Below are 26,767 nucleotides of genomic sequence, written 5' to 3'. Positions count from 1 at the left end.
TTCTAAAAAGAATTTTAATATATATGACATGATTGTATTTGAAAATAAGGAAAGGTAATTATGGAACTTAAAGAAATTTCAAAAAATGAATATGATGAATTTTTAAAAAAAATTAGAAATCATTCTTTTTATTCAACCAGCAAAATGGCTAATGTAAAAAGTATAGACTATACTGATCCAAAACTTTTAGCTTTGGTTGATAATGGAAAAATACTAGCAGTTGGTATGACTCTTATTAAAAAACTATTTATTAGCAAAAGAATAGATCTTTTTGTTGGAGCATATGCACTCGAAGAAAAGTATGAATATATATTTTATGATAAATTAAAAAATTATGCAAAAAAAATGGGTGCTATAAAATTATTGGTAAAACCAGATAAACTTTATTCCACCATGGACCAAGAAGGAAATATAACTTCTTATGCAGATCATACTTTTGTAGAAAAAATGAAAGAAGTTGGCTATATTGAAAATGATGGATCTGTTGTAAATAATTACGGTTTAAGTAATTATCAATTTGTTAAGGATATGAGAGAATTTCTCCCAGATGATGAGAAAAAACTTTTAAAATCTTTCAATAATAATGCCAGAAGAAAAATAAAAAAGGCCAAGGAACTTGATATTAGGGTAAGACCTATAAAAAGAGAAGAATTAGAAGATTTTAAAAAATTAACAGAAGATACAGCAAGAAATCAAGGCTTTGCTGACAAAAGTTTAAGATATTATACAAAGTTTTTTGATGAGTTTAAAGATGAGGCTGAATATTTAACAGCAGAAATTGATTTTGATAGGTCAATAAAAAAATTGAAGGATTTAATAGGATCTTTAGATCCTAATTCAAGAAAGAATACACAAAGAATAAGATCTTTAGAAAAAGATGTAGACTTACTTGAAGGGTATAAAAAAGATTCTGATTCTAATGTAGTCAATCTTGCAAATATGATTTTAATTTATCAAGAAGATGAGGCCATATATTTTTATGGAGGATCTATAGAAAAATACCATAAACTTCCAGGTGCCTTTATCCTTCAACATGAGGCAATGCTTAGGACAATGAAAAGAAATTTACCTATTTATAATTTCTTTGGTGTATTTTTTGAAGGAGAAAACCACGACATTAATTCTAGTAAGGGAATTTTGAGATTTAAGCAAAATTTCAATGGATATATTATAATGAAGTCTGATGCGTTCCTATATTATCCAAATCCTACAAAATATAAGTTCTTGATGAAAATAAGATCAATTGGTCATAAAGTTTTGGATAGGTTTATAAAAAAATAAATTATTTAATAGAGTTTAAATTTAAGAAAGGTTTATATGATAGTTAAAGAGATATCTAGAAAAGATTATGATGAATTTTTAGAAAAAGTTAAATCATATTCTTTCTTGCAAACTAGCAAGATGAATGAGGTTTTGATAAGTAATAATAGAGAAACCAAGCTTTTGGGCCTTGTTGATGAGGGAGAAGTTTTGGCTGTAGGACTTGCTTTTTTAAGAAAAATCTATGGTGGTAAAAGAATAGATTTTATGGTTGGAGCAAGTGCAATTGAAGAAAAATATGAATTTGTTTTCTATGATAAATTGAAAGATTATGTTAAAGAGCTTGATTGTTTAAAATTGGTTATAAAACTTGACAAAGACTATATGATTTATGACCAAGAAGGAAATCTTATTGAAAAAAAAGATGCATCATTTTTTGAAAGAATGGAAAAAGTTGGTTATAATTCCAAAGATAAGTCCATTTTTGTAAATGATGGTTCAGCTGATTATCAATTTGTAAAAGATTTATCTGAATTTTTGCCAGATAAGGAAAAAGAATTATTAAAATCATTTAACTCAAATGCAAGAAGAAAGATAAAAAAGGCCAAAGATCTTGACATTAAGGTAAGACCATTAAAAAGAGATGAAATTGAAGATTTTAAGGTCTTAACTTTAGAAACTTCAAAAAGACAAGGATTTGGTGACAAATCATTAGCTTATTATCAAACTTTTTATGATGAATTTAAAGATGATGCAGAATTTTTAGTATCTGAAATTAATTTAAAAGAGTCAATAGAAAAACTTGAAAAATTAATAGCTGGCATGGATCCTAATGGAAAAAATAATAAACAAAGAATAAAATCTTTGCAAAAAGAAGTTGATATGCTAAAAGAATTTAGGGCTGAGTCAGATAAAGATGTAATTCCTCTTGCAAATATGATTTTAATTTATTTAAAAGATCAAGCTATTTATTTTTTAGGTGGATCATTAACAAAATATCAAAAACTTCCAGGAGCTTTCAAACTTCAATATGAAGCTATGAAAAGAATTTGCCAAAGAAATATCCCTATTTATAATTTCTATGGTATTGATGGAGTCTTTGATGGAAGCGATGGAGTTTTGAGGTTTAAACAAAATTTCAATGGATATATAATAAGAAAAGCTGGTGGATTTTCATATTATCCAAACCCAAGTAAATATAAATTTATCCAATTTGTAAAAAAAATAAAAAGAAAATTCAATAAGTAATAAAAAAAATTTGATTTTTTTAAAAAAAGAATTAAAATAATTAAGTAAATAATAAATTTAAAATAGCGGCTAATGCCGTTATTTTTCTGTTTTAAATTAAGAAAGGAGTTTAGATGGCAGAAGTAAAATCAGAAAAACTTGGGTCTATGCCTGAAGGAAAATTGTTGTTTGAAATGAGTCTTCCTATTATTATTTCTATGCTTGTTCAAGCTATTTATAATATTGTAGATTCTATTTTTGTTGCTAGATTATCAGAAAAAGCACTCACAGCTGTAGCTATTTCTTTTCCAATTCAAAATGTAATCATAGCTTTTGGTGTGGGAATTTCAGTTGGTGTATCGGCCCTTCTATCAAGATATTTGGGTATGAAAAATCAAAAAAAGGCAAATAGTGTGGCAGTTCATGGTCTTATTTTGGCTGGTATTTTATCTTTAATATTTGTTATTATTGCTATATTTTTTGTAGAATACTTTATAAAAATGCAAACTAACGATTCTAAGATTTTAGCCTACGGCAATGACTATCTTCATGTAGTTTGTTTATTTTCTTTTGGGGTATTTTTCCAAATTCTTTTTGAAAAACTTCTCCAATCAACAGGACTTACCTTTTATACCATGATTACCCAAGGCGTTGGAGCAATTATTAATATAATTTTAGATCCAATTTTTATCTTTGGACTTTTTGGATTTCCAAGACTTGAGGTAAAAGGAGCAGCAGTTGCAACCGTAATAGGACAAGTTACAGGAGCTTTAGTAGGACTTAGTCTTAATTTAATCAAAAATAAAGAAATAAAATTTTCATTTAAGAATTTTTCCATGTCTCATTTGATATTTAAAGAAATATTTTCAATAGGACTTCCAGCAGCCCTTATGAATGCTATTACATCATTTGCAGTATTTTTTATAAATACAATTCTTAGAGGCTTTGGTCAATCTGCCATTGCATCTTATGGAGTAATGTTTAAGCTACAAAGCTTTGAATTTATGCCAATTCTTGGTATATCTAATGCCATGGTTCCAATAATTTCATATAATTATGGGGCTAGAAAAAAAGAAAGAATAAAAAAATCTATCAAATTATCCATAACATGGTCAACTTTGATGATTATTTTTGGTATGATAATTTTTATTACATTCCCAGAACAAATATTAGACTTGTTCTCTGCTACACCAAAAATGAAAGAAATTGGTATTCCAATGATTAGGATAATTTCAATTTCTTATTTACCAGTAGGATTTTCTATAGTTTGCGCCTCAATTTTCCAATCCCTATCAAGTGCAGGAATTGCTTTATTTGAGCCGTTTTTAAGACAATTTATAATTTTACTTCCTTTAATGTATTTTATAGGACAAAAAACTGGAGATATTGATAAAATTTGGTATTCATTCATAATAGCAGAATTTTTAGCTGGAATTTATTGTGTATATTTCTTGAGAAAAGATTACAAAGAAAAAATTGAAAAGGTAATGTAAACTGATATGTACCCTCTTTACTCGACAAACCGGTAAGGAGGGTATTTTTATAAAATATAGTTATAAATTTAAAAAAGAATGCGTACAGTTGTACAGAGAAGGAAAATGGGCAGATACACCTGAAGGAGTTAAAGAAAAAATATTTCATGATACAATCAGAAAATGGTTTAAATTAGAACAACTTCATGGTCCAGAAATTTTAAAACATGGAAATAATATCAAGTGGACAACTTTATTCATGGGTTAACAATTACAAAATTTATGGATATAATTGTCTTGTAAACAAAAAGAAAGGTCGTAAAGCTAAGAATGTAACCATGAAAAAAACAAATATCCATAAAGCAAAAAAACTTAATGAATCTGAAAGAGAAGAATTCATAAGACTTAGAGCAGAAAATGAATATATAAAGGCTGAAAACGAAATAATAAAAAAAGAAATCGCCTTGAGAGAAAACAATTACGCTGCGCAACTCAAGGCGAAAAAGCAGCGATTGTCAAAAAACTCAAAGGAAAAGTAGGAAAAATAGCTGATAATCTAATAGACAGAAACTTTAAGGCAAATAGACCTTTTCAAAAATGGAGCACTGATGTATCTCAATGTAACTTTCCATGGGGTAAATGCTACATTTCACCAATACTTGATATGTATACAAATGAGATAATCTCATATGACTTATCCTTAAGTCCTAATTTAAAGCAAATATCTAATATGCTAATGAAAGCATTTAACAAATTTCCAAAACTAAATAAGTTAATATTACATTCAGATCAAGGTTGGCAATACCAACATAAACATTATATAAATGAGCTCAACAAACATGGTATTATCCAATCAATGTCAGGAAAAGGTAATTGTTATGATAACTCAATTATGGAAACTTTTTTTGGAAGATTAAAGAATGAAGTTTATTATGGTTATGAAAAGAGCTATAGCTCTTTTGAAGAATTTTCGGAAGCAATAGAAAAATATATCTATTATTACAATAACGAAAGAATTCAGGAGAAAACAAAATGGATGCCACCTACAAGATATAGGTTAGCATCCACTACAACTAATTAATTAAATATTGTGTCCAGTTTTATGGGTACATATCAATTTCCCCTAGCGTTTTTAATGTTAATTTTTTGCTTATAGCCTATTATCTATCCAAGCAATGATATCGCCAATTACTTCGTCTTTGGCATATTCATTCATGATTTCATGGCAAAGACCCTTATAGATTTTAATTTGGCAATCTTTAGATGAATTGTTTTCAAAAAAGTCAAAAGAATCTTTAAAGTTAACTAGAGCGTCGTCCCTGCCGTGGAGGATTAAAACTGGGTAAGAAAAGTCTTTTTCATTTTCCTTAAACCAAGCTATTCCGTCTTTTAGTGCATATAAAAGACCGACTTGGTATTTTTTAAGGTTTAATGGGTCAGCAACATAGGCTTCTACAACTTCTTTTACAGAGCAAACTCCGTCGCCAAGCTCGTTTGGAAGTTCTGTGTGTGGGTCAAGGTCAGGACCTACCATTTCAGTCAACTTATTATTATCGTGGGTAAGACCCCCAGAAGTTATGACTCCAACAAGGTTTTTATCCCTATACTTTGCCCCGTAAAGGCTTACTGCAAAACCACCCATAGAATGGCCTAGCAAGAATACTGGCTTATCAGGATTTTCTTCTATAGCCTTATCTACAACTACATTTACATCTTCTAGCATGTCTTCGTAGTCCTTGTAATATCCCCTCTCGCCTTCAGACTTGCCGTGGCCCCTGTGGTCAAACCTATAGGTCGAAAAACCTGCATTGTGAAATTTCTCAGCCACATAATCGTACCTACCAGAATATTCTGCCAATCCATGGACAATAACAACTGCAGCCTTGGCATTTTTTGCTTCTTCCTTGTTGTAAAATAAAGCTGTGCCATCAAAAGATTCAATAAAATTTGTCATGATTATTCCTCCAATTTTTCCATATCGAATATTTGCTTTCCTAAACAAAAGCTTCTTATATATTAATACCCCTAAAAGCGCTTTCCTTTTAAATTAATTTTGCTTCTAAAACAATATTTGTTTCTGCCTTTTCATCATTTAAAATCTTTAGAAGGTTATCTATAGCAAAATCAACCTGGTCGGAAATTCTCTGATCTATGGAAGTTATGGCTTGGTTGGTAAAGTCTGTTGCATGGATATTGTCAAAACCTATAATGCCAAGGTCTTCAGGGATTTTTATTCCTTCATTTGCCATAAGTTTATAGGCATTTACAAAAAGCTTATCTAACTCAAATTGGATTGAGTCAAATTCTGGGTTTTTCCTTAGAAAATCGATTAATTTCAAGAGGTCTTCCTCTGGGTCTTTTACTTTAAATTCAACAAAATTCGCATCGTTATAATACTTATAAAGAGCCTCAACAAAACCTGATTTCTTGGCAATATAGTACCTAGACATGTAATCAGTATCCAAAGACACATAGAGGGGTTTCTTGTAAGAATTATCCTTAAAAAGCTTGACAGTCTGATCTATAGCCTCAATTTCATCTATATAGACGTTTACAATTTTTTCGTTTTCGTAAGTTGTTTTAACATTTAAAAGCGCCATGGGAATAAGAACCGACATATTTTTTAGATTTTCGTAAAATCTTTTTTCTTCATAGGTAGAACCCACACAAATAATTGCATCAACCTTGCTTTCAACCAGGACATCAAGGTAGGAGACCTTTTTTTCATAGGTGCCAGTTGTAACACAAAGAAGTGTAGTATAATCAAACTCATTAAGCTTTTTTTCAAGCTCATAGGCTGATTGGCTTTCAAAATACCCTCTAATGTCAGGGACCATTATACCAATCATCTGGGTAGTATTTTTGGCAAGACTCCTTGCTATCCTATTAGGCTTATAGCCTGATTCTTCAATTATTTTTTCAATAATATTTCTCGCCTTATCACTAACATTTTTGACTTATTAATAACCCTAGATTCCATCATAGAGGAAAAAAATATAATAAGTAAAATATTCCTATTGTCAATGGCAATAAACTTAAACAAATTAGCATCAAAAATAGAAAATAAGAACTTAGAAATCATAAAATACAAAGCCGCTTAAGAAAAAAATATTAATTTCGTAAGCTCTATTAATTGAGCCTATTTTTAAGGAAAATGTGGAAAAATTTATTATCATCTTAAAAAACTTTATAGAATCTAATAGCTTGATATAGATATACAATAAAAAAGATGATGAGCAGAATAGATTTAACTATTCTGCAACACCACCTTTATTTTTTTTCTTATGAATACCCAAAAACATATAATCAAAAAATCCTAGTTTTATTTGGTAAAAAATTATAGATAGGAAGAAAACTATTAGTCCTGTTGCTATAAGAAGCAATGGAGTGCTCAGTTTTAGGAAATTATCTAGGAGAATTTTTACAAGAGGAAATAGGTAGATTAATCCGCTTAAAAAATATTTTTCAAAATTTATCTCATAGACATTTGATTTTAAAATTAAATAAATTATTAGCAATAGAGAAATGTGAAAACCTATAAAGATTTTATACTTATCTATTACCAGTATTTCTACGAAAAATAAGAGGATTATTATTATATATAAATACTTGTTTATTTTCTTGGCGGGATAAATTCTTGCAAAGGAGAAATATACAAATATATAGAAAAAATAATCTTTATATTTTTCAATTGTGTCTAGATATTTTGTATTGAATATTACTAAAAATATTGATAAGGATATTATTCCCACACCCATGGTAAAATATGATCCAAATATTTTTGTAGAAATTCTTTCTACAAAATATAAGGCAAAAATGTATACAATTAGCTTATAATTTTGACTTATTATATTTATTAAATTCTTTTTTATTATGTTTATGTTGTAAATATCTACTTTATTTAATAAAATAATTATAAGACTAAGTGTAATGAGTGGTATAAAAAAATTCAAGACTTTTTTATCCTTTTGATTTGAAAATATTACTGCAAAGTATGCAAATATATATGTAAGATATATTGGCAAAAACGTTATTTTATTTGTAAATAAGGGTAAATATATTGTAATTAGTGTAAAAATAATTGCTATAAGGTCTGCTATTATTAATTTTTGTTTTTTCATAGTATCACCACTTTGATTATATAATAATATCAGTCTAAAAGAAAATTATTCAGGGGAAATTATGCCAAGAAAAAAAAGAAGTGAGGCTTTTGCCGAAAAAAGTCAAACAAATAAAAAAAGATCACAGAAGTCTGTTAGGACTTCTAGAAATAAAAGAATAGAATTAAGAAGAAAAAAATATAGGCAAAGAAGAATTATTAGCCTTATAGTTTTTGTTCTCATTCTTTTATCTCCTATATTTATTTATCAAAAACTTATTAATACTCCTCAAAGATCTATAAATAAGGCTGTTGATGCTATAAAAGAATTAGATTATGAAAGAGAAAATAAGTATTTTGATAAGCTAGTGAAGGTTGAAGATGTACTTAAAAAATCTTATTCTTTAAATAAAAAGGAACAAGAAGAATTTTTGAAGGCGAATTTTAAAAATTTAAAAGTAGAAGTAAAGGATAAGAAAAAGACAAAGGATGGACTTGAAGTTGATGTTGAAGTTAGTAATGTTTGCTATATAGATGTCTTTGATAGTTTGAAAAAAGATAAGCTTCACAAGACTTTTGTAAAAGAATTAGCTGATGAAAAACAAGATAAAAAAACAAAAAGGGCAAAACTTCTTATGGATAAGAAATTTTCTTATTACAAGATTTATGAATCTCGAGATTTTGTCGATGGAATTTTGGGTGGAGCTTTGAAATATTCTGAAGATGAAAGATGAGGCTGTAAAAATACAGCCTCATTTTTTGTAAAACACATTATTTTATTTTATTTAATTTTAATATCCTGGTTTGCCAAGTAATTTAAACATTTGAGTTTTATATTCTTCAACTCCTGGTTGGTTAAATGGATTTACTCCTAACATATATCCACTAACACCAACAACTATTTCAAAGAAATAGAATAATTCACCCAAATTTTCGCTAGATACATCGTCGATTGTCAATAAAATATTTGGAACTTGACCTTTAACGTGGGCAATTATTGTTCCCTCCATTGCTTTTTCATTGACAAAACTCATATCGCGTCCTGCAAGATAATTCAAACCATCAAGATTTTCACTATCTTCTTTTATAGTTAAATCTTTATCAGCTTTTTGAACTTTAATTACAGTTTCAAATAAATTTCTCTTACCATCTTGGATCATTTGTCCAACAGAGTGAAGATCTGTAGTATTATTTACAGAAACTGGGAAAATTCCCTTTCCATCTTTTCCTTCACTTTCAGCAAATAATTGTTTCCACCATTCAGAAACATATTTTAATTTTGGTTCATAATTTACCAAAACTTCAATATCTTTTCCGTCTTCGTGTAGCATATTTCTGATAGCTGCATATTGGATAGCCTTGTTTTCTTCAAAAGAGTCTTTAGTGAAATTTTCAATTCCTTTTCTAAATCCAGCTACGAATTTGTCGATATCAATTCCAGCTGCACATAAAGGTAAAAGACCAACTGCAGAAATTACAGAAAATCTTCCTCCAATATCATCAGGAACTACAAAAGTTTCATAGCCTTCCTTATCAGCCAAATCTTTTAAAGCACCCTTTTGTCTATCAGTTGTAACAAATATTCTTTCCTTAGCTTCTTCTTTTCCATATTTTTCTTCCAAAAGTTCCTTAACAAATCTAAAGGCAATAGCAGGCTCAGTTGTAGTACCTGATTTAGAAATTACATTAATAGAAAATTCTTTCTCCTTTAGATAATCAAGAAGTTCATATAAATATTCCCCAGAAATTTGATGACCTGCATAAATTAATTCAGTCTTATCAGATTTTGAAAAATATCCTTTCATAGCGTAATCGACTGCCTTAGTACCAAGATAAGAACCACCTATACCGATAGTTACCAAACAATCTGAATTTCCTTGGATTTTTTTGCTAGCTTTTTTAATTCTTTCATATTCTTCCATATCTAGGTTATTAGCCCTATCAATCCAACCTAAAAAGTCGTTACCTTCCCCATCTTTGTTCATCAAAGAAGAAAAAGCTTCAAGACTTTTTTCTTTATAAGAATTGAGATTTGATAAGTCAACATTATTAAAATCAATTTTCATTACAAATCCTCCTTTGTTAAATTATACCCATTATAAAAAAATATGAAAAATTTATTTTGATAAATCGATAAATTAAATAAAAATTTTAAAAAAATATTTTATATATTTAATTAATAATAGATTTAATTTTTAAGAAAATTTAAAAATGTTTTCTCAAATGATAATGATAATAAAAATCATCATTTAGAATGATTAAAACTTTAGAATCATTCTTGACAAATAAAATAAATAAGATATACTAATAAATGTAAAGACGTAACACTTACATAATTTTATTAATAGAAAGGATTTACATATGCCAGAATTAAAAGGTACAAAAACAGCTAGCAATTTAATTACATCTTTTGCAGGTGAATCTCAAGCAACAATGAGATATACAATTGCTGCAAAAATTGCTAAAAAAGAAGGATACGTTCAAATTCAACAAATATTTGAAGAAACAGCAAGAAACGAACAAGTTCACGCTAAACAATTCTACAAATATTTAAAAGAAGAATTCAAATTAGATGCAATTGAATTAAATCCAGATTATACAGCATTCCCAGTTGTTTTCCACGATACATTAACAAACCTTGAAGGTGCAATCGGTGGAGAAAATGAAGAAGCTGAAGATATGTATCCATCATTTGCAAAAGTTGCAAGAGAAGAAGGATTTGAAGAAATCGCAAGAAGTTGGGAACACATTGCTCATGTAGAAGCTGGTCACAGAGATAGATATCAAAAATTACATGACAATATCGAAAATGGCAAAGTATTTGAAAAAGAAGAAAAAATTACTTGGAAATGCCTAAACTGTGGATACCTTTACGAAGGTAAAAAAGCTCCAAAGATTTGCCCAGCTTGTAAACATCCACAAGATTTCTTCGAAGTTGCAAACTTTAACTATTAATAAGTAAATTTAAATAGATACGAACAATAAAAAAAATAAAAATTAGAATCTTTCAAAAAATTCCTGCTTAATTGCAGGATTTTTTTTATATAAATTTAAATTTGAAATTACTTTCAAAATAATAAATGAATTTAAAATTCTTATCTAATGTGCTAAAATATGTGTAAGATAATAAAGGAGTAATTATGAAAGCAATTTTGACAATTATTGGAAACGATAAACCAGGAATAGTTTATAAGGTCAGCGAATTACTTTACAAATTCAACATTAATATTTTGGATTTCAACCAAACTATTATGGAGAAAAATTTTGTAGGTATTATTAATGTAGATATGGAAAATGCTAATGAATCTTTCGAAAAAATTAAGGAAGAAATGACAAATTTGGGTAAAGAAATTGGTCTTGAGCTTAGACTTCAAAACGAAGATCTTTTTGATAAAATGGCAAGGATTTAATTATGGATACCAAACAAATTATTGAAACTATAAAAATGCTCGATCAAGAACACCTTGATATTAGAACAATAACTATGGGAATTTCTCTTCTTGATTGTGCAGATAGTGATTACAAAAAATCTTGTCAAAAAATTTATGACAAGATGATGAAAGAAACTGAAAATTTCATCAAAACTACAAAACATGTCCAAGAAATTTATGGTGTTCCTATAATTAATAATAGGATTTCTGTTACACCAATTTCTCTAGTCGCAGCAAGTTCTCATATTGATGATTACACACCTTTCGCAGAAGTTTTGGATAAGGTTGCAAAGGAAGTTGGGGTTGATTTTATTGGTGGTTTTTCTGCCCTTGTTCATAAGTCTATGACAAAATCTGATGAGATTTTGATAAATTCAATTCCTCATGCTCTTTCTACTACAGATTTTGTTTGTTCATCTGTAAATGTAGGTTCAACAAGATCAGGAATCAATCTTGATGCTGTAAAACTTTTGGGTGAAAAAATTAAAGAATTGGCAGAATTAACCAAAGACCAAGATTCTTTGGGCTGTGCAAAATTTGTAGCCTTTGCAAATGCTGTTGAAGATAATCCTTTTATGGCTGGATCTTTTCTTGGGGTAGGCGAAGGAGAAACAGTTATAAACGTAGGAGTTTCTGGCCCTGGAGTTGTAAAATCAGCAATTGAAAAAGATAAGGGAAAGCCAATCAACGAAGTTTACGAAACAATCAAAAAAACTGCCTTTAAAATCACAAGAATGGGAGATTTGATAGGTCGTGATGTAGCAAAAAGACTTGGAAAGGAATTTGGAATACTAGATTTATCTCTTGCTCCAACACCTGCAATAGGAGACAGCGTTGGTAGAATTTTGGAAGAAATTGGAATAGATCATGTAGGAGGTCATGGAACAACTGCTGCCCTTGCTTTGTTAAATGATGCAGTTAAAAAAGGTGGACTTATGGCATCATCATCTGTTGGTGGACTTTCTGGAGCTTTTATTCCAGTAAGCGAAGACGAAGCCATGATAAAAGCTGCAGAGGCTGGCCATTTAACTTTTGATAAACTTGAAGCTATGACTTCAGTTTGCTCAGTTGGGCTAGATATGATTGCAATTGCAGGAGATACTCCAGCATCTACAATTTCAGCTATGATTTTGGATGAGGCAGCAATAGGTGTAATAAATCAAAAAACTACAGCTGTAAGAGTTATTCCAGTTATTGGAAAAAAAGAAGGAGAATTTGCAGAATTTGGTGGACTTTTGGGCTATGCACCAATAATGAAAATAAGAGACTCAAGTGCAGAAAAATTTGTAAATAGAGGAGGTAGAATTCCTTCTCCTGTACATTCATTTAAAAACTAAAATCTTTATAGATAAAATAATACTAGTAAGGTAAATGTGAAAAGAAAATTAAAAATAAAGAATAAGGAGAAAAAATGAAAGTTATAAAATCAGATTCATATGAAGAATTATCAAAAAAAGCAGCCGACCTTTTTATTAGCATTTTGCAAGAAAAACCTCAAGCAAAACTTGGACTTGCAACAGGTTCATCACCAATAGGTTTATATAAAAATTTAGTAAAAGCTCAAAAAGAAGGAGAAATTTCTTTTCATTGGGCAAAAACAATAAATTTAGATGAATATGTAGGAATTGATCCACAAAACGAACAATCCTACCAATATTTCATGAATGATAATTTATTTGACCATGTAAATATAAAAAAAGAAAATACTCATCTACCAAAAGCTGATAGCAATGATGAAAAATATACAGAAGAATATAATGAATTATTAGATGATTTTGGTACAAGAGATATTCAAGTTTTAGGTCTTGGACCAAATGGTCATGTTGCTTTTAATGAACCTGGAGAATTTTTAAATAGAAGAACATCAATAGTAAAACTTACAGAAGAAACAATAAAAGCAAATTCAAGATTTTTTGAATCAAAAGATGATGTTCCAAAATATGCTATATCAATGGGAATGTCAGATGCCTTTAATGCAAAGACATTAATTGTAATAGCAAGTGGTAAAAATAAAAAAGATGTAGTAAAAAAATTAATCAATACAGATAAAATTTCAACAGATTTTCCAGCATCATTTTTATTACTTCACCCAAATTGCTACTTATTCGTAGATAAAGAAGCCTTAGAAGATTAAAAAATAAGGACTATTTCAAAATTAATTGAAATAGTCCTTTTAAATTCTAAAAATTACAAGGCAATATCATCGATAAAATCCATAGACCTTCTCATCTTAGACAAATCTCTTGCAAATTTCATGTACATAATTTTGCTAGAATTATTAAAATTATTTTTCAAAGCTCTGTCTTTGTTAAGAGTAGAAATAGTCATTTCGTTTTTAAGAATGATTTCACAATTACGAATATCCTTAACATAATAACAATTAACAAAGCCACGTCTTAAATCATCATTATCTGTTTGCCTAATTTTAAAAGGAAAAAAGACATTAAAGCTATCGATACAATAAGGTAAGTTTCTAGAAATCTTCAAAATTTCCTTCATATTTTTATGCATTAGTTTAATAGAAATAGACTTTTTTTCAGCCATATGTTTCAAAAAAAGACAACAAGTTCTTTTATCAACAAAAACTTTTTTCTCAGTATAAACTTCACAACCAATACCAATTCCTTTGATTTCAGTTGGAAGGATTGCAACAATTCTGTCCATAAATCCTCCTTTCTTTAAAGAAGAAAGACTTCTCTAGACATTAAGTGTATAATAAAAAGAATAATAAGTCAATAAAAGTCTAAAACAAATCATTATCAATAAAATATTTTCTAAGTTTTCTAATAATATTATAATGATAATTTGTGATAGACTTAACAGAAAGATTCAAAAGCCTTGCAATTTCCTTATGAGGAAGATTTTTATCATATTTAAGATACAAAATTTCCCTCTCTTGTTTTTTCAAAATCTTTAAGGACTTAAAAAGCTCTTCAATTTCTACGTTTTTGATAAAATTATCCTCTAGACAAAAATCATCTTCAATTTTTTCAATAATTTCCACACCATTTTTATCAAAACTATTCAAAGAATCAACTCTTTGTTTTTTACATTCGTTTAAAAAATAAAAATAGAGTCTATATTTTAAATATCCACCAAACTTTCCCTTATCAGGATCAAAATCTTTTACAATTTCAAAAACCATATCCCTTGCCATAATATAAGCCTCATTCCTATCAAAAACAGGAAACCTAGCACTCATAGAAATTAAAAGTGGCTCATATTTTTCTATAATCGCATTTAAATTTTCAACACATATTTTCATAAAATTTTCCTAACTGCGATCGCTTGTATTTGTCGACACCATAATTCTAGTAAAATTTGTAAAAAAAGTTTAATTGGATAAAAGCCAATAAAAAGGAAAAAATAAGGCTAAATGAACTTTGCCAATGTAAAAAATAAAATAAAAGGAATTTAAGACAAAATAGAATAAAAATTAAAAATAATTGGAGATATTTCAAAGAAAAAAATAAATTACAATCTAAATATAAAAAAAGAGATCTCTCAACAAGCTCGAGATGGGTAATTTATCAATGTACTTACTAACTTCGAATTGATATAAATTTCTATATATTAAAATTTAAAATTAGTAAACAAAAGATGGAATATAAAATAAGCCAATTAAACAGATATAAACTTTAGTAAAAAACAAAGCAAATCTATAACCCATCTCGAGCTGATAATTATGCCTTGATTTGGCATAATTATCCCTAAAAATAAGTGCAGATTTATAACCGTTGATTTCGGTTATAAATCCTTGAAAACTAGTGCGAGAGCACGGTAGAATTTACGTAGTAAATGAGTTTTTATAAGCACGGAAAAGTTTATAATATAAACTGATTTTAGTAGTCGAGAGATCTCATAAAAAACCAATATAAAATACAGAATATGCATTCAAAAAAAATAATCTGAAATATAGTCTAGATGATATAGTGAAAGATCTTCATTGGTATTGTAGATATCAAGTTTTAGACAGAAAATACTTTGGTAAGTGGAATGAAATTTGCGGTGTATCTAGAGAAAGACTAAAAAAAGAAGGTTTGACCGAAGATGATGATAAAGCTCTTTTTAATAAGTATGTAGATGAAAGTTGGGACGAATATACAGACAAATATGTGGGAGAATTATATGAGAAAGCTAAAGAAATAGTTTTTTACAATGACTGGCATAGCGGAGATATAAAATTTGTAAGCGATTGGGCTATGAGTTTTAGAAAGCCTAAAAGTGAAGAGTACGTTTTTGAAATGTTTTATAGTATAGAGGACTATGCTAATTATTTGGAAGATTTAGACACAGTAGTACTGTAAAGTGCTGTTTTTACGAGGATACTATTTCTTTCACTGAGGAAGAAATTAAAGCAGTTTTGCGTAAACGTGGAGTATGGAAAACAGCTTGGCAGTGGTTGGCACAAGATAAGAAAAAAGTTAAGGATAAGTCAGTGCCTAAAGAATTCTATGAGTTGATTTGTAGAAGAGATATGGGGGAATTTATAAAATCTAGTAGGTCTCTCTACCACTACAGTCAGTATGACACCGTAGAGGTAAGTAAAGAAGAGTACGAAGAGCTTAAAAATAAATATATTGCCAAGTTTGGTAGCTGGGAAAAGATAGACTTAGAGCACACAGAATACAATGGAAAAAAATGGTATTAATTAAACGGGGGATTCTATCTTTTTTGTTAAAGAGTAAAAATCCCGCTTGGAAAGGTAAAAAAGTGGCACTAAATAAACCCCATATTTTAAATATTAGAGGGTCTGTAAATAATTTTGCTAGTTTTTTTCATATTTACGCACGCAAAGGTTAGTGCTGCTTTCATACTCATTTTTGCTTTTTCTATCATATTGGTATATCTAAAGCTAATGATGGGAAGGTTGTCGAATCGTGCAGGTTTCCTGGATAAGTTTTGTATCCTAGTATCCAGCCATTTTTGTCACATGACGTTTGGATTGAGTAGGCATATACTCTTCTTTATACTCAAAATTAGAACTATTGATAGGATTATTAGGCTTAAAACAAAGACAGAAGTCAAATATTCATATATTAAAATTATTCACATATAAATTTGACATTAGAAATACATATGCTATAATGTTCATATAAACATATAATCATATAAACGGAGGTGATAATGATAACTATCAAAGATGAGGAAATTTTATTTGATTTAGCTGACCTATTTAAGGTTTTTGGCGATTCGACTAGGCTTAGGATTATGAATGTGCTTTTTAGTGGACCTACTTGTGTATGCGAAATTGCAGAAGTCTTGGATATGAGCCAGTCGTCTATAAGCCACCAGCTAAAGAGGTTGAAGGATAACAATTTGGTCAGTTCCAAGAGAAGTGGCAAGTCAATATACTACGAACTTGCCGATGACCACGTCAAGACGATTTTTAAGACAGGATTAGAACATATTAAAGAATAGGAGAATATAATGAAAGTTAAATATAAAGTAGAAAGTGATGACCTATGCCCAAATTGTGCAGCAAAGATTGAAGAGGCTGTTAAGAAAATTGATGGAGTGAATGATGCTAACCTATCATTCCTAACTTTGAAGCTAAAGATGGACTTAGCTGATGGTGCTAATGAAGATGCTATCTTTGATGAGGCTAATAGACTTGCTGATAAGCTTGAGCCAGGGACTGTCTTAGTGAGGTAGGATAATGTTTGAGTCTATGACAGATGCTCACAAAAAGGAGCTGAGTAAACTTATAGCTATAGGTATTTTTACTGCTATATTAGCAGTATTAAGGAATAATATAGGTGAAAGTATATGGATTGTGGGTGGGTTTTTATTAGCCTACTTGCTATCTGCATGGAATGTTTTGATAAAAGGTTTTAAGGGAATCATCCGTGGCCAGGCCATGGATGAGAACTTCCTTTTGACTATAGCATCCATATCAGCCTTTCTCTTGGGACAACAGATAGAAGCTATAGCTGTAATACTTTTTTATAATTTTGGTGATTTATTTGAAAATATAGCAAGCCATAAGTCCCGCCAAAACATAGAAGGACTCCTAGACTTAGTGCCTGATGTGGCCAATAAGGTAAACCCAGATGGTTCTACTACAGAAATCGACCTAGATGATGTAGAAGTAGGAGATATCCTCCTGGTTCGTGATGGTGAGAAAATTGGTGTGGATGGTGTCGTTATAGAAGGTCATGGCCTCCTTGATACATCCTCTGTCACTGGAGAATCCATGCCAGTAGAAGCCGAAGTAGGGTCTGAGATTATATCTTCATCCCTTCTTACTGAGGGTATTATCAAAATACGCGCCCAAAAAGAATTTGATGATTCTGTTGCAGCAAAGATTATGGAGATTATAGAAGATTCCGCAGAAAGTAAGTCTGAAAGTGAAAAGATGGTAACAAGATTTGCCAAAATCTATACCCCAATTGTTGTAGCTATTGCGCTTATAGTAGCGATCATCCCTCCCCTATTTTTTGGAGGAGATTGGTATGACTCTATATTCTTGGCAGCTACATTTTTAGTAATATCATGCCCATGTGGCCTAGTATTATCAGTCCCACTAAGCTTTATGTCAGGCCTTGGCCTAGCTAGTGAAAATGGAATCCTTATAAAAGGAAGCCAGTATTTTGAAGGACTAAACAATGCCAAAGTCCTATTATCAGACAAAACCGGAACCCTCACTACAGGGAATTTCAAAGTAAAAGATATAGAATATTTTACTGACGATGATAGGGAAAAAATCCTCGATTATATATATAATATCGAGCTAATGAGCACCCATCCTATAGCAAAAGGGATCGTAGAAAGTCTAGACCGTGATGAAAAACATGATTTGTTTGAAGAAGTGACCAATGAAAAGGGCCTTGGTGTAAGAGCTACTAGCAAGGATGGAGACCTAATCAAGATAGGTTCTGCTAGATTTATTGGCTATGATGGAGAAGAAAATGACAGGGCAATCTATGTATCTATAGATGACAAGCTTGCTGCAAAAGTAATAATCGAAGATGAAATCAAAGACCAATCATTTGAAACTATAGAAGATCTTCACAACCATTTTGAAAATATAGCTGTAGTATCAGGCGATGGAAAAAATGCAGTAGAAGAAACAGCCAAAGAACTTGGCCTAGATAACTACTTTGCAGAAGTAATGCCAGACCAGAAGCTAGAAATTATGAAAAGCTACCAAGATAAAGGACTTCCTACAGTCTTTGTAGGAGATGGTATCAACGACGCCCCAGTCCTTACCAATGCAGATGTTGGTATATCAATGGGAGAAACAGCATCTGACCTTGCTATAGAATCATCCGATATACTCGTAGTTAACGGAGAATTTAGAGAGATGAGCAAGCTAATGAAAATCTCAGACCTTACCAATAGGACAGTAAGGCAAAACGTGATTTTCATAATGGCTGTCAAAATAGGAATCCTAATAGCAGGACTACTAGGATATACAAATATGTGGCTAGCAATATTTGGAGATGTTGGAGTTACAATAATAGCAGTCCTATGGGCAATGAGGATACTAAAAAAGAAAATATAAATACATTCCCTAGGAAAGTCATGAACTTAACTAGGGATTTTTTTATTGCAAAAATAGCTTAAAACGATAAAAAAATAAAGACAAACGCCAGTTTATGCTGGGGTTTGTCTTCGGTCTGATCAGACAACTTTGTCTGAAGACAAAATTATGATAAAATATAAAATCGAGGTATAGTTCAGGAGTAGAAATGAATAAAGGGAAAAATATATGAATAAAATATTTGCAATATTATTAGCAACAAGCCTAGTAGGCGGTGCGGGATATGCTAAAAACATGGACAATACGCAAAATGAAACTGAATCAAATATATGTATAAATGAAGATTCTTATTATCACAATCACATGCACAGAGACTGCGAAAACCATATGGCAGACTATTGTGATGAAACATACAAAAGTGAAGGCTACCAAGCTTGCAAAGATTTTATGAACGAAAACTACATGGATATGCAAACATGCAAGCACTCCACCAATAAAAACTCTTATGATACTTGCCATAGAGTAGGAAAAGAGAAAAGAAATAAAAACCATCATCATATGTCAAGGAAATTTTCTAATAGAAATGATGAATGTAAGAAACATATGAGATAATCTAGAACCCACAGTATTAATTGTGGGTTTTTTATTTGGAAAATTAGAGGAAAAAGTAAAACGAAGTGGACTTCCTTGAGCGGAGCAATAGCGAAGTCGAAAGGTCTAGCTTTTTACCTACGTTCATTACAATTATAACCTATTTTACTCGATTTTAATACACTTGTGACTAAATAGGGTATACGCCAAGTAAAAATCCAAAAATAAAAACTTTAATAATTAAAACCAGCCAATCATCACCCATCTCGACCTGATAAATATGCCTTGATTGGCATGTTTATCCCTAAAAGTATTATGAAATCACGGAAAAATTTGCAAAGAAATGTGTTTTAGTGTGGAGAGATCTCATAGTAAAAATAAGTAAAAAAGTAAAAATTAAAACGAAGTAGTATCTATGAAATCTCAAACAAAAAAAGGTTGCAAAACTTAATTTGTTTGCAACCTTTTTTTTTAGACTAGATTAAAATCTTCTCTTGAAATATTTTCCATATAAGCTTTATTTATACTTGTAACCTTACCATCTTTTGTTTCTAAAAGCTTTGAGTTTAACATAGCTTCCATTTGAGCTTTTACAGTTTGGTCATCAAGGTTAGCTTTTGGATGATTTATACTTACCATTTTGCTTTTTCCTTGATTATCTTTAAAAGATAATTTTAGTGTTTTTGTATTCATAGTATCTCCTTTCTATTTCTAGATTCTTTCTTCTGTGATCTTTTCAAACAATTGATTTTCAACTTCACTAAGTGAGATATAAGCTTTAGCGAAGTTTGATAAATCTTCGTTTGTAAGATTTTCATCAAGATTTGAAAATGTTCTTGAATATTTTCTTGTCTTTTCACCATCGTTAATTTCATATTTAATTCTTAGTTTCATATTATCGCTCCTTTCATATATAGATAAAGAATTATTAATAAATGTCCATAAAATTTTAAAGAAATTTCTGTATTTTTTAAAAAATCCTTTATTAATAAGCTTTTTTGGTGTAAGATTAAATTTAGTAAGAAAGAATTATAAAAATACGGTGATAAAATGAAAAAGAATATTAAGAAGAAAAAATCAAAAAAATCTAATCTTTTATGGAAACTTATTTTTTTAATAGGAATTGTAATCCTACTTTATCCAATTATTTCTAGATTTTACTATGAAATCGATTCTAATAAGCAAGTTGAAGTATTTAATGAAGGGAAAAGTAAACTTGAAAAAGAAGAAATTCAAAGGCGAATTGGACTTGCAAAAGCTTATAATGATTCCCTATCAGGAGGTCCTACCAACGATCCTTTTACTAAAAAAAGACGAGAAGAAGGTAGGAAAGAATATGCAAGAATGCTTGAAGTTGAAGAGATGATAGGCCACGTTGAAATTCCAAAAATAAACCAAGACTTACCGATTTATGCAGGAACTAGTGAAGATATTTTGCAAAAAGGTGTGGGACATTTGGAAGGAACTTCTCTTCCTGTTGGTGGAAATAATACTCACACTGTTCTTACAGCCCATAGGGGACTTCCAGAAAAAACTTTATTTACAAATTTGAACGAACTTGAAGTTGGAGATAAATTTTATATTCACAATATAGAAAAAACTCTAGCCTATCAAGTCGATCAAATAAAAGTAATTGAACCAAGCAATTTTGATGAGTTGATGATTGCACCAGGTCATGATTATGCGACTCTTTTAACCTGTACACCTTTTATGATAAATTCTCACAGACTTTTGGTAAGAGGTCACAGGGTAGAATATGTAGAAAGTGTAGATGAAGAATTGATCAAAGAAAACAAAATGAACTGGATATTTAGAATTTTATTTTTCTTAGCCTTAATTATAATAATAATCTTATTGTGGAGAATTAGAAAATTAAGAAAAGAAAATAAAAAAACATCAAGTAAAATTGAACAAATAAAAGAAAAACTAGATAAACTAGGTGAAGATGATGATAAAAAAGAATAATATCAAAAAAAATCTTCCCTTTATACTAATATTTGTCCTAGGATTTTTGATTTTTTCTTATCCCTTTATAAGCCAAAAATTTTACCAAATAAAATCAAATGATGAAATTGTAGTTTTTAATAAAGAAAAGGAAAAAATTGACAAAAAAGAATTGGAAAGAAGGATGGAGCTAGCAAGAATATATAACCAAACTCTTGACCCATCAAAACTTGTAGATCCTTATGATAAAAAAGTAAAAGATGCCAAGGCAGAATACGCAAAAATGCTAGAAGTCCACGAAATGTTGGGTCATGTAGAAATTCCAAAAATTGCAGTCGATCTTCCAATTTATGCTGGAACAAGCGATGATGTTTTGGAAAAAGGAGCAGGACATTTGGAAGGGACATCTCTTCCAATAGGTGGAAAATCAACACACACAGTTATAACTGCCCACAGAGGTCTTCCTAATGCTCTTTTATTTAGAAATCTAAACCAAATGGTTGAAGGAGATATATTTTATATACACAACATAAAAGAAACTTTGGCATATAAAGTCGACAAAATCCAAGTTGTAGAACCATCAAACTTTGAACCGATTTTGGTAGTAGAAAAAAAGGATTATGCTACCCTTTTAACCTGTACTCCCTATATGATAAACTCCCACCGACTTTTAGTAAGAGGATATAGGATTCCCTACACCCAAGCTATAGATGATGGTTCAGCCAATACACCAAGACTAAAACCAAACTTCTTCCAATTATTCTTAGTATTATTACCAATATTATTATTTACAATAATGATGTATTTAAGAGAAAAAAGAAATTCGAAAAAAATGAGAATGGAGGTTTTTACCATTGAACAAAAAATCAGTGAAAAAGAAAAGTAAAATTATAGGTTATATCCTAATATTATTAGGATTAATGACCCTTGCCCTTCCATTTTCAAGAAGAATATACTCAAACATAGAAAATAAAAGCCAAATAGAAAAAGTGATAAAGGCTCAAAAAGAAGATAAAAAATTTGATCAAGTAGAAAAAAAGGCCCAAGAATATAATGAAATAGTAAAAAATTCTGATATATCAATGGTAGATCCTTTTACAAGCAAAAATCTGGGATCAGTAAATATCCTAGAAAATCAAGATGATATATTTGGATATATTCAAATACCAAAAATAAATGTAAACTTACCTATTTATTTAGATGCAAGCTACGATCATATGCTAAAAGGAGTAGGTCAAGTTTCGGGTACATCAATACCAATAGGAGGAAAATCTACCAGAAGTGTCCTAGCAGGACATAGAGGCTGGTGGGGAGCTATATTTTTACTCTACGCAGATGAATTAGTAGAAGGCGATATGTTTTATATAAAAAGAGGAGATAAAACATTGACCTATCAAGTTTACTCCAAAGAAGTGATAAGCCCTTATGATTGGGAAAGATTAAAAGTAATAGAAGGAAAAGATATACTAACCCTTCTAACCTGTACACCATATCCAACCTTCACCCACAGACTTTTAATAAATGCAAAAAGAGTAGAAGATAAAAAAGAAATTCCAAAAGCTAAAATTGAAAAAACTCAAATAAGCAAAAAAGTAAAAATAGCAAACTATGCCTATATAGGATTTTTGATAATTGACTTACTATTAATAGTATTTATAATAAGAAAATTAGTAAAAATAATAATAAAATAAAAAAGACCCACCTAAAGTGAAAAGATTTAAAACTTACTAAATCATTCAATAATTTCTACATTCGAAGTAGATGAACGAGGAATTATTGTTAATGTAAAAGAAAACAAACAAATTCTAGAAAACTACAAGAAAGCAGAAATTAAAATAAGAAAAACTGACGAAAATGGACAAACCCTTACAGGAGCAGAATTCCTACTAGAAAAAGATGGTGGTGGTTGCAAAGCCAATATAGGAAAACCACAAGGAGCTGGAATATTCCTATATGATGAACTTCTAGCAGGAAAATACACTCTAACAGAGCAAAAAGCTCCAGATAGATATCAATTATCTAATAAAATTTGAAAAATCGAAGTAAGAAAAGACGGCAAAGTCAAATGGCTAAACTCTTTTGATGATACAGATGATAAGATGAAAACTGTAAACATTAAATCCTATGCTGGAGATAATGATACAGAAAATCTAAAATCTAAAATTATTGGAATAGATACAGAAAACAAAACATATAGACAAAAATAACCATCAAAGCAAAACCAAGTGAAATTGTAAATAAAAAAATAATCCTAGAAGCAAAAGATTCAAGGCTAAAACTAAGTCAATTAAATGCAAAAATAAGACTAGTAGCAGGCGATGAAGGAAATGTAATAGGAGAAAAAGATAATATATCTTACAAAGTTCAAATAAATAATGGAGATAATCCAAATTTGACTTTAAATATCACTCCATCAAACATAGAAGTAAATTCACAAGAAGAAGAAAAATACTATCAAATTATTGTTGATTTGCCTTACAATGAAAATGGAAATATTGGATCCAACAAATCCACAAGATAAAAAGTGGATAGCAAAATCTGGTAACAATGGACAATTTAAATTTGAAAATATTCCAGGTGGTGAATATAGAATTTTTGAGAAAAAATCTTCTCAAGGATACGCACTTAGTCAAAAAGAAGTATTCAAATTTAAGGTAGAACATGGTAAGATATATTATATAGATGGTCAAAAAGATAATAATACTAAAATAGAATTGATAGTAAACAAAGAAATAGAAAATAATACAGAAGACAATCCAATATTAGTTACAAACAAAAAGGCAGAATATCCTCATACAGGAGGCCCTGGAGTTTGGATTGGATTTACAATTCTAGGACTAATATTAATGTTTATTGCAGTATTGACCTATTCAAAAAGAAGAGATAAACTAGTATTATAAGAAGTCTATTAAATCAGGTAATTAACCTTGGTCTCCAGACTTCTGGAGGCTCAGACTGTAAACAAAAAAATTTATGGAATTATTGTAAGCTACAATTTAACACGGTAAAGTAATAATGTGAGAATAAATTAAAAAGTCTACACTCTGAGCGTCCAGATTTCTGAGGCTTGAAAGGTTATTATAAATGTAGGAACGTTTCTAGTATAAATCTTGAAATATAGATTATACATAATTGATATGAAAAAATATCAAAACATATCAAGGCAAATTGACAAAAAATAAAAAGGAGAAAATTATGAAACAAAAAATTTTGTCATTTTTAACAGTATTTGCAATGGTGTTTGGAATTCTTGCAGCACCTTTTACAAATGCTAATGCGGCTGGAGAAGAAACAAAATCTGTAACCATCCACAAAATCTTGTTGACAAAAGAAGCATTAGATGCTCACGACAAAGACAAGAAATATGATGGTAATGAAATTGGAAACATCAAAGATTTCTTTGGTGATACAAATGCAAAAGAAATTGATGGAGTTTATTTCAAACTTCAAAAATTAAATGATGGCGTAGCTGACGCAGACATCGATGTAACAAATGATGATCAATGGACAGATGTAGTAGGAAAATACGGTAAAACAGAAGGTGGAGCTGGTCTTACACTTGATACAACTGGATTAGAAAAAGGAACTTACAGAATAGTTGAAGATTTAGAAAAATCAACTTATAAAGGTGATGACGGAGAACTTCTAGCTGCATCTAAAGCAGTTCCAACACTTCTTACACTTCCAATCACAAACAATGATGGTGTTGTAGAAGCAGCTCACGTTTATCCAAAGAACACTCAAGAAAAACCAGAAATCGACAAGAACTTTGCTGCAAACAATGGTCTAGGAACTGTTGAAGATAAAAACGGCAACAAAGATGCTGGAGCAAATTACAGCAACTACGATAAAGATAAAGCTACAGCAACAGCTGATCTTGGTAAATCAGTACCATACGAAGTAAAAACAAAAATCAAAAAAGATTCTAAATACAAAAAATTAGTATGGAACGATAACATGACAAAAGGTCTAACATACCAAAAAGACCTTAAAGTTGAAGGTGCAGGACTAACTGCAGATGATTACTTTGTAACAGAAACAGACAGAGGATTTACATTAGTATTAAAAGACACAGGTCTTACAAAAGTAGAAAACGCAGCTAAAGAAAAAGATGTTGAAATCAAATTAACATACTCTGCAAAAATCAATGGCGAAGCAGTAGTTGATAAGCCAGAAGAAAACGATATCGTACTTGACTATGCAAACAAACCTGGCAAAGATAGCGAACCTAAAGAATTTACACCTGGTCAAAAAGAAATCACAATGAAAAAATCTTGGGATGTAACAGGTGACCAAACTGTAACAGAAGCAGACAAAGGTGTAACAGCTTACTTTACACTTCAAAAGAAAAATGCTGAAGGTAAATGGGAAGATGTTGAAACTGTAGAAAAAACATCAAAAGAAAACTTTGAAGTTACATTCAAAAACCTTGATGAAAAGGGAACATACAGAATCGTTGAGTCTGTAAAAGGTTATGAAGCTGAATATAAAAAATATAACGAGACAACTGGTGAATTAGAAATCACAAACCACAAAGATACAGATAACCCAGACAAACTTAACCCAACAGAGCCAAAGGTTCAACTTGGTGGAAGAAAATTCGTTAAAACAAATAACGAAGATAAAAAAAGTGCAAAACTAGAAAGACTTGCTGGAGCAGAATTCTACGTTAAAAACGCAGAAGGAAAATATCTAGTAGCAGCTAAAAAAGATGCAAAAGCAGTTACAGATGCAAAAGCAGCTCTTGATGAAGCAGTAAAAGCTTACAATGAACTTTCAGCTGAAGAACAAAAAGGCGAAAAAGGAACAGCTGCAAAGACTGCAATTAACGAAAAACAAAAAGCTTACAATGATGCATTCGTAGCAAACGCAACAGAATATACTTGGGGCGAAAAAGACGACGCTAACGTTGTTGTATTAACATCTGATGCTGAAGGTAGATTCGAAATAAAAGGTCTTGAATATAAAGCTGGATATAAACTAGAAGAAAAAACAGCTCCAAAAGACTATGCTAAACTTCAATCTCCACAAGATTTTGAAGTAAAAGATGGTTCATACGCAAGTACAGATGCTGAACTTCAATACAACAAAGACAATGCTGATAACGGATACGGACTACAAATAAAGAATAAAAATGTATCAATCCCACAAACAGGTGGAATTGGTTCTATCATCTTTGTAGTAGTTGGTCTTATGATTATGGGACTTGCAGCTTACAAAATGAAAGCTAACAAAGAAGAAGCTTAGTATATTAACT

At 30.1% G+C, this 26,767-nt stretch carries 32 protein-coding genes; 24 read left to right on the top strand and 8 right to left on the bottom strand.

Annotation, left to right across the window (positions count from 1 at the left end; all coding sequences use genetic code 11):
* The first annotated feature begins 60 nt into the window (after positions 1-60).
* The 6 genes from ASHG_RS06135 to ASHG_RS09140 all read left to right on the top strand — a co-directional run bounded on the left by ASHG_RS06135 (position 61) and on the right by ASHG_RS09140 (position 5,040).
* The gene (locus ASHG_RS06135) at positions 61-1,281 is read left to right on the top strand and encodes a peptidoglycan bridge formation glycyltransferase FemA/FemB family protein (RefSeq protein WP_051145890.1); all 1,221 of its coding nucleotides are present in this window, start codon (positions 61-63) and stop codon (positions 1,279-1,281) included.
* 36 nt (positions 1,282-1,317) lie between these two features.
* On the top strand, positions 1,318-2,508 hold the full coding sequence (locus ASHG_RS06130) for a peptidoglycan bridge formation glycyltransferase FemA/FemB family protein (protein ID WP_040398223.1): 1,191 nt from the start codon (positions 1,318-1,320) through the stop codon (positions 2,506-2,508).
* A 113-nt stretch (positions 2,509-2,621) separates the two neighbouring features.
* Positions 2,622-3,980, top strand: coding sequence for an MATE family efflux transporter (locus tag ASHG_RS06125; protein WP_040398222.1), 1,359 nt, complete (start codon positions 2,622-2,624; stop codon positions 3,978-3,980).
* Positions 3,981-4,068: 88 nt separating this feature from the next.
* Complete coding sequence (locus ASHG_RS09385; protein WP_244264261.1) at positions 4,069-4,227, top strand: hypothetical protein; 159 nt, start codon at positions 4,069-4,071, stop codon at positions 4,225-4,227.
* A gap of 70 nt (positions 4,228-4,297) precedes the next feature.
* Positions 4,298-4,498, top strand: coding sequence for a hypothetical protein (locus ASHG_RS09380; protein ID WP_244264260.1), 201 nt, complete (start codon positions 4,298-4,300; stop codon positions 4,496-4,498).
* Positions 4,471-5,040, top strand: a complete 570-nt coding sequence (locus ASHG_RS09140) for an IS3 family transposase (RefSeq protein WP_084689287.1) — start codon at positions 4,471-4,473, stop codon at positions 5,038-5,040. Before ASHG_RS09380 ends, ASHG_RS09140 begins: the two co-directional genes overlap by 28 nt.
* 69 nt (positions 5,041-5,109) lie before the next feature.
* Here ASHG_RS09140 and ASHG_RS06115 read toward each other — a convergent pair whose 3' ends face one another.
* The 3 genes from ASHG_RS06115 to ASHG_RS06105 all read right to left on the bottom strand — a co-directional run bounded on the left by ASHG_RS06115 (position 5,110) and on the right by ASHG_RS06105 (position 8,080).
* Complete coding sequence (locus ASHG_RS06115) at positions 5,110-5,913, bottom strand: alpha/beta hydrolase (RefSeq protein ID WP_040398221.1); 804 nt, start codon at positions 5,911-5,913, stop codon at positions 5,110-5,112.
* Between the two features lie 88 nt (positions 5,914-6,001).
* Positions 6,002-6,808, bottom strand: a complete 807-nt coding sequence (locus tag ASHG_RS08910) for a substrate-binding domain-containing protein (protein ID WP_244264259.1) — start codon at positions 6,806-6,808, stop codon at positions 6,002-6,004.
* Between the two features lie 402 nt (positions 6,809-7,210).
* A complete protein-coding gene (locus ASHG_RS06105) occupies positions 7,211-8,080 on the bottom strand; it encodes a hypothetical protein (protein WP_040398219.1) in 870 nt (289 codons plus the stop codon).
* Positions 8,081-8,141: 61 nt separating this feature from the next.
* On the opposite strand from ASHG_RS06105, the gene ASHG_RS06100 reads away from it, so the two are divergent.
* Entirely contained in the window at positions 8,142-8,792 is a 651-nt protein-coding gene (locus ASHG_RS06100) for a hypothetical protein (protein ID WP_040398218.1), read from the top strand.
* Between the two features lie 57 nt (positions 8,793-8,849).
* On the opposite strand, the gene ASHG_RS06095 is transcribed toward ASHG_RS06100, so the two are convergent.
* The gene (locus tag ASHG_RS06095; protein ID WP_040398217.1) at positions 8,850-10,124 is read right to left on the bottom strand and encodes a glucose-6-phosphate isomerase; all 1,275 of its coding nucleotides are present in this window, start codon (positions 10,122-10,124) and stop codon (positions 8,850-8,852) included.
* Between the two features lie 295 nt (positions 10,125-10,419).
* On the opposite strand from ASHG_RS06095, the gene rbr reads away from it, so the two are divergent.
* From rbr to nagB, 4 genes are all read left to right on the top strand, one after another.
* The gene (gene rbr, locus ASHG_RS06090; RefSeq protein WP_040398215.1) at positions 10,420-11,013 is read left to right on the top strand and encodes a rubrerythrin; all 594 of its coding nucleotides are present in this window, start codon (positions 10,420-10,422) and stop codon (positions 11,011-11,013) included.
* Positions 11,014-11,198: 185 nt separating this feature from the next.
* On the top strand, positions 11,199-11,468 hold the full coding sequence (locus ASHG_RS06085) for an ACT domain-containing protein (protein ID WP_040398213.1): 270 nt from the start codon (positions 11,199-11,201) through the stop codon (positions 11,466-11,468).
* Between the two features lie 2 nt (positions 11,469-11,470).
* A complete protein-coding gene (locus tag ASHG_RS06080; protein WP_040398211.1) occupies positions 11,471-12,826 on the top strand; it encodes a PFL family protein in 1,356 nt (451 codons plus the stop codon).
* 74 nt (positions 12,827-12,900) lie between these two features.
* Complete coding sequence (gene nagB / locus ASHG_RS06075) at positions 12,901-13,623, top strand: glucosamine-6-phosphate deaminase (RefSeq protein WP_040398210.1); 723 nt, start codon at positions 12,901-12,903, stop codon at positions 13,621-13,623.
* Positions 13,624-13,676: 53 nt separating this feature from the next.
* Here nagB and ASHG_RS06070 read toward each other — a convergent pair whose 3' ends face one another.
* Together ASHG_RS06070 and ASHG_RS06065 are read right to left on the bottom strand one after the other, a co-directional pair.
* The gene (locus ASHG_RS06070) at positions 13,677-14,153 is read right to left on the bottom strand and encodes a hypothetical protein (protein ID WP_040398209.1); all 477 of its coding nucleotides are present in this window, start codon (positions 14,151-14,153) and stop codon (positions 13,677-13,679) included.
* A gap of 79 nt (positions 14,154-14,232) precedes the next feature.
* Positions 14,233-14,754, bottom strand: coding sequence for a sigma-70 family RNA polymerase sigma factor (locus tag ASHG_RS06065; RefSeq protein ID WP_040398208.1), 522 nt, complete (start codon positions 14,752-14,754; stop codon positions 14,233-14,235).
* A 667-nt stretch (positions 14,755-15,421) separates the two neighbouring features.
* Here ASHG_RS06065 and ASHG_RS06060 point away from each other — a divergent pair.
* From ASHG_RS06060 to ASHG_RS06035, 6 genes are all read left to right on the top strand, one after another.
* Positions 15,422-15,796 carry a hypothetical protein gene (locus ASHG_RS06060; RefSeq protein WP_040398206.1) on the top strand — a complete coding sequence of 125 codons (375 nt, stop codon included), beginning with the start codon at positions 15,422-15,424 and terminating at the stop codon, positions 15,794-15,796.
* A gap of 56 nt (positions 15,797-15,852) precedes the next feature.
* Complete coding sequence (locus tag ASHG_RS06055) at positions 15,853-16,140, top strand: hypothetical protein (protein WP_040398204.1); 288 nt, start codon at positions 15,853-15,855, stop codon at positions 16,138-16,140.
* Positions 16,141-16,616: 476 nt separating this feature from the next.
* Positions 16,617-16,910: an ArsR/SmtB family transcription factor gene (locus ASHG_RS06050; RefSeq protein ID WP_040398202.1), complete on the top strand. Its 294-nt coding sequence runs from the start codon at positions 16,617-16,619 to the stop codon at positions 16,908-16,910.
* Between the two features lie 9 nt (positions 16,911-16,919).
* Positions 16,920-17,144: a cation transporter gene (locus ASHG_RS06045; protein ID WP_040398200.1), complete on the top strand. Its 225-nt coding sequence runs from the start codon at positions 16,920-16,922 to the stop codon at positions 17,142-17,144.
* A gap of 4 nt (positions 17,145-17,148) precedes the next feature.
* Entirely contained in the window at positions 17,149-18,996 is a 1,848-nt protein-coding gene (locus ASHG_RS06040) for a heavy metal translocating P-type ATPase (RefSeq protein WP_040398198.1), read from the top strand.
* A 207-nt stretch (positions 18,997-19,203) separates the two neighbouring features.
* Positions 19,204-19,587: a hypothetical protein gene (locus ASHG_RS06035; RefSeq protein WP_040398197.1), complete on the top strand. Its 384-nt coding sequence runs from the start codon at positions 19,204-19,206 to the stop codon at positions 19,585-19,587.
* A 450-nt stretch (positions 19,588-20,037) separates the two neighbouring features.
* Here the strand turns inward: ASHG_RS06035 and ASHG_RS06030 are convergent, their stop codons facing one another.
* Positions 20,038-20,259 (bottom strand): DUF2922 domain-containing protein, encoded by a 222-nt coding sequence (locus tag ASHG_RS06030; protein WP_040398196.1) that lies wholly within the window; start codon positions 20,257-20,259, stop codon positions 20,038-20,040.
* An 18-nt stretch (positions 20,260-20,277) separates the two neighbouring features.
* On the bottom strand, positions 20,278-20,460 hold the full coding sequence (locus ASHG_RS06025) for a DUF1659 domain-containing protein (protein WP_040398194.1): 183 nt from the start codon (positions 20,458-20,460) through the stop codon (positions 20,278-20,280).
* Between the two features lie 156 nt (positions 20,461-20,616).
* Between ASHG_RS06025 and ASHG_RS06020 the strand changes: the two genes are divergently transcribed.
* From ASHG_RS06020 to ASHG_RS06000, 7 genes are all read left to right on the top strand, one after another.
* Positions 20,617-21,531: a class C sortase gene (locus ASHG_RS06020; protein ID WP_040398193.1), complete on the top strand. Its 915-nt coding sequence runs from the start codon at positions 20,617-20,619 to the stop codon at positions 21,529-21,531.
* Entirely contained in the window at positions 21,515-22,396 is an 882-nt protein-coding gene (locus ASHG_RS06015; RefSeq protein WP_040398191.1) for a class C sortase, read from the top strand. The genes ASHG_RS06020 and ASHG_RS06015 overlap by 17 nt, the downstream gene beginning before the upstream one ends.
* A complete protein-coding gene (locus tag ASHG_RS06010) occupies positions 22,365-23,201 on the top strand; it encodes a class C sortase (RefSeq protein ID WP_040398190.1) in 837 nt (278 codons plus the stop codon). The genes ASHG_RS06015 and ASHG_RS06010 overlap by 32 nt, the downstream gene beginning before the upstream one ends.
* Before the next feature lie 48 nt (positions 23,202-23,249).
* Positions 23,250-23,543, top strand: a complete 294-nt coding sequence (locus ASHG_RS09375) for a prealbumin-like fold domain-containing protein (protein ID WP_316244689.1) — start codon at positions 23,250-23,252, stop codon at positions 23,541-23,543.
* Positions 23,544-23,902: 359 nt separating this feature from the next.
* Entirely contained in the window at positions 23,903-24,031 is a 129-nt protein-coding gene (locus ASHG_RS09480) for a hypothetical protein (RefSeq protein ID WP_262359303.1), read from the top strand.
* Entirely contained in the window at positions 23,997-24,410 is a 414-nt protein-coding gene (locus ASHG_RS09370) for a prealbumin-like fold domain-containing protein (RefSeq protein WP_244264258.1), read from the top strand. Before ASHG_RS09480 ends, ASHG_RS09370 begins: the two co-directional genes overlap by 35 nt.
* A 295-nt stretch (positions 24,411-24,705) precedes the next feature.
* Positions 24,706-26,757 carry a pilin N-terminal domain-containing protein gene (locus ASHG_RS06000; RefSeq protein ID WP_040398188.1) on the top strand — a complete coding sequence of 684 codons (2,052 nt, stop codon included), beginning with the start codon at positions 24,706-24,708 and terminating at the stop codon, positions 26,755-26,757.
* Positions 26,758-26,767: the final 10 nt, after the last annotated feature.

Source organism: Anaerococcus senegalensis JC48 (genome assembly GCF_000321005.1).
Taxonomy (GTDB): Bacteria; Bacillota; Clostridia; order Tissierellales; family Peptoniphilaceae; genus Anaerococcus; species Anaerococcus senegalensis.
Note: the sequence above shows the minus strand (reverse complement) of the source record. Positions and strands in the feature narration are given on the sequence as shown.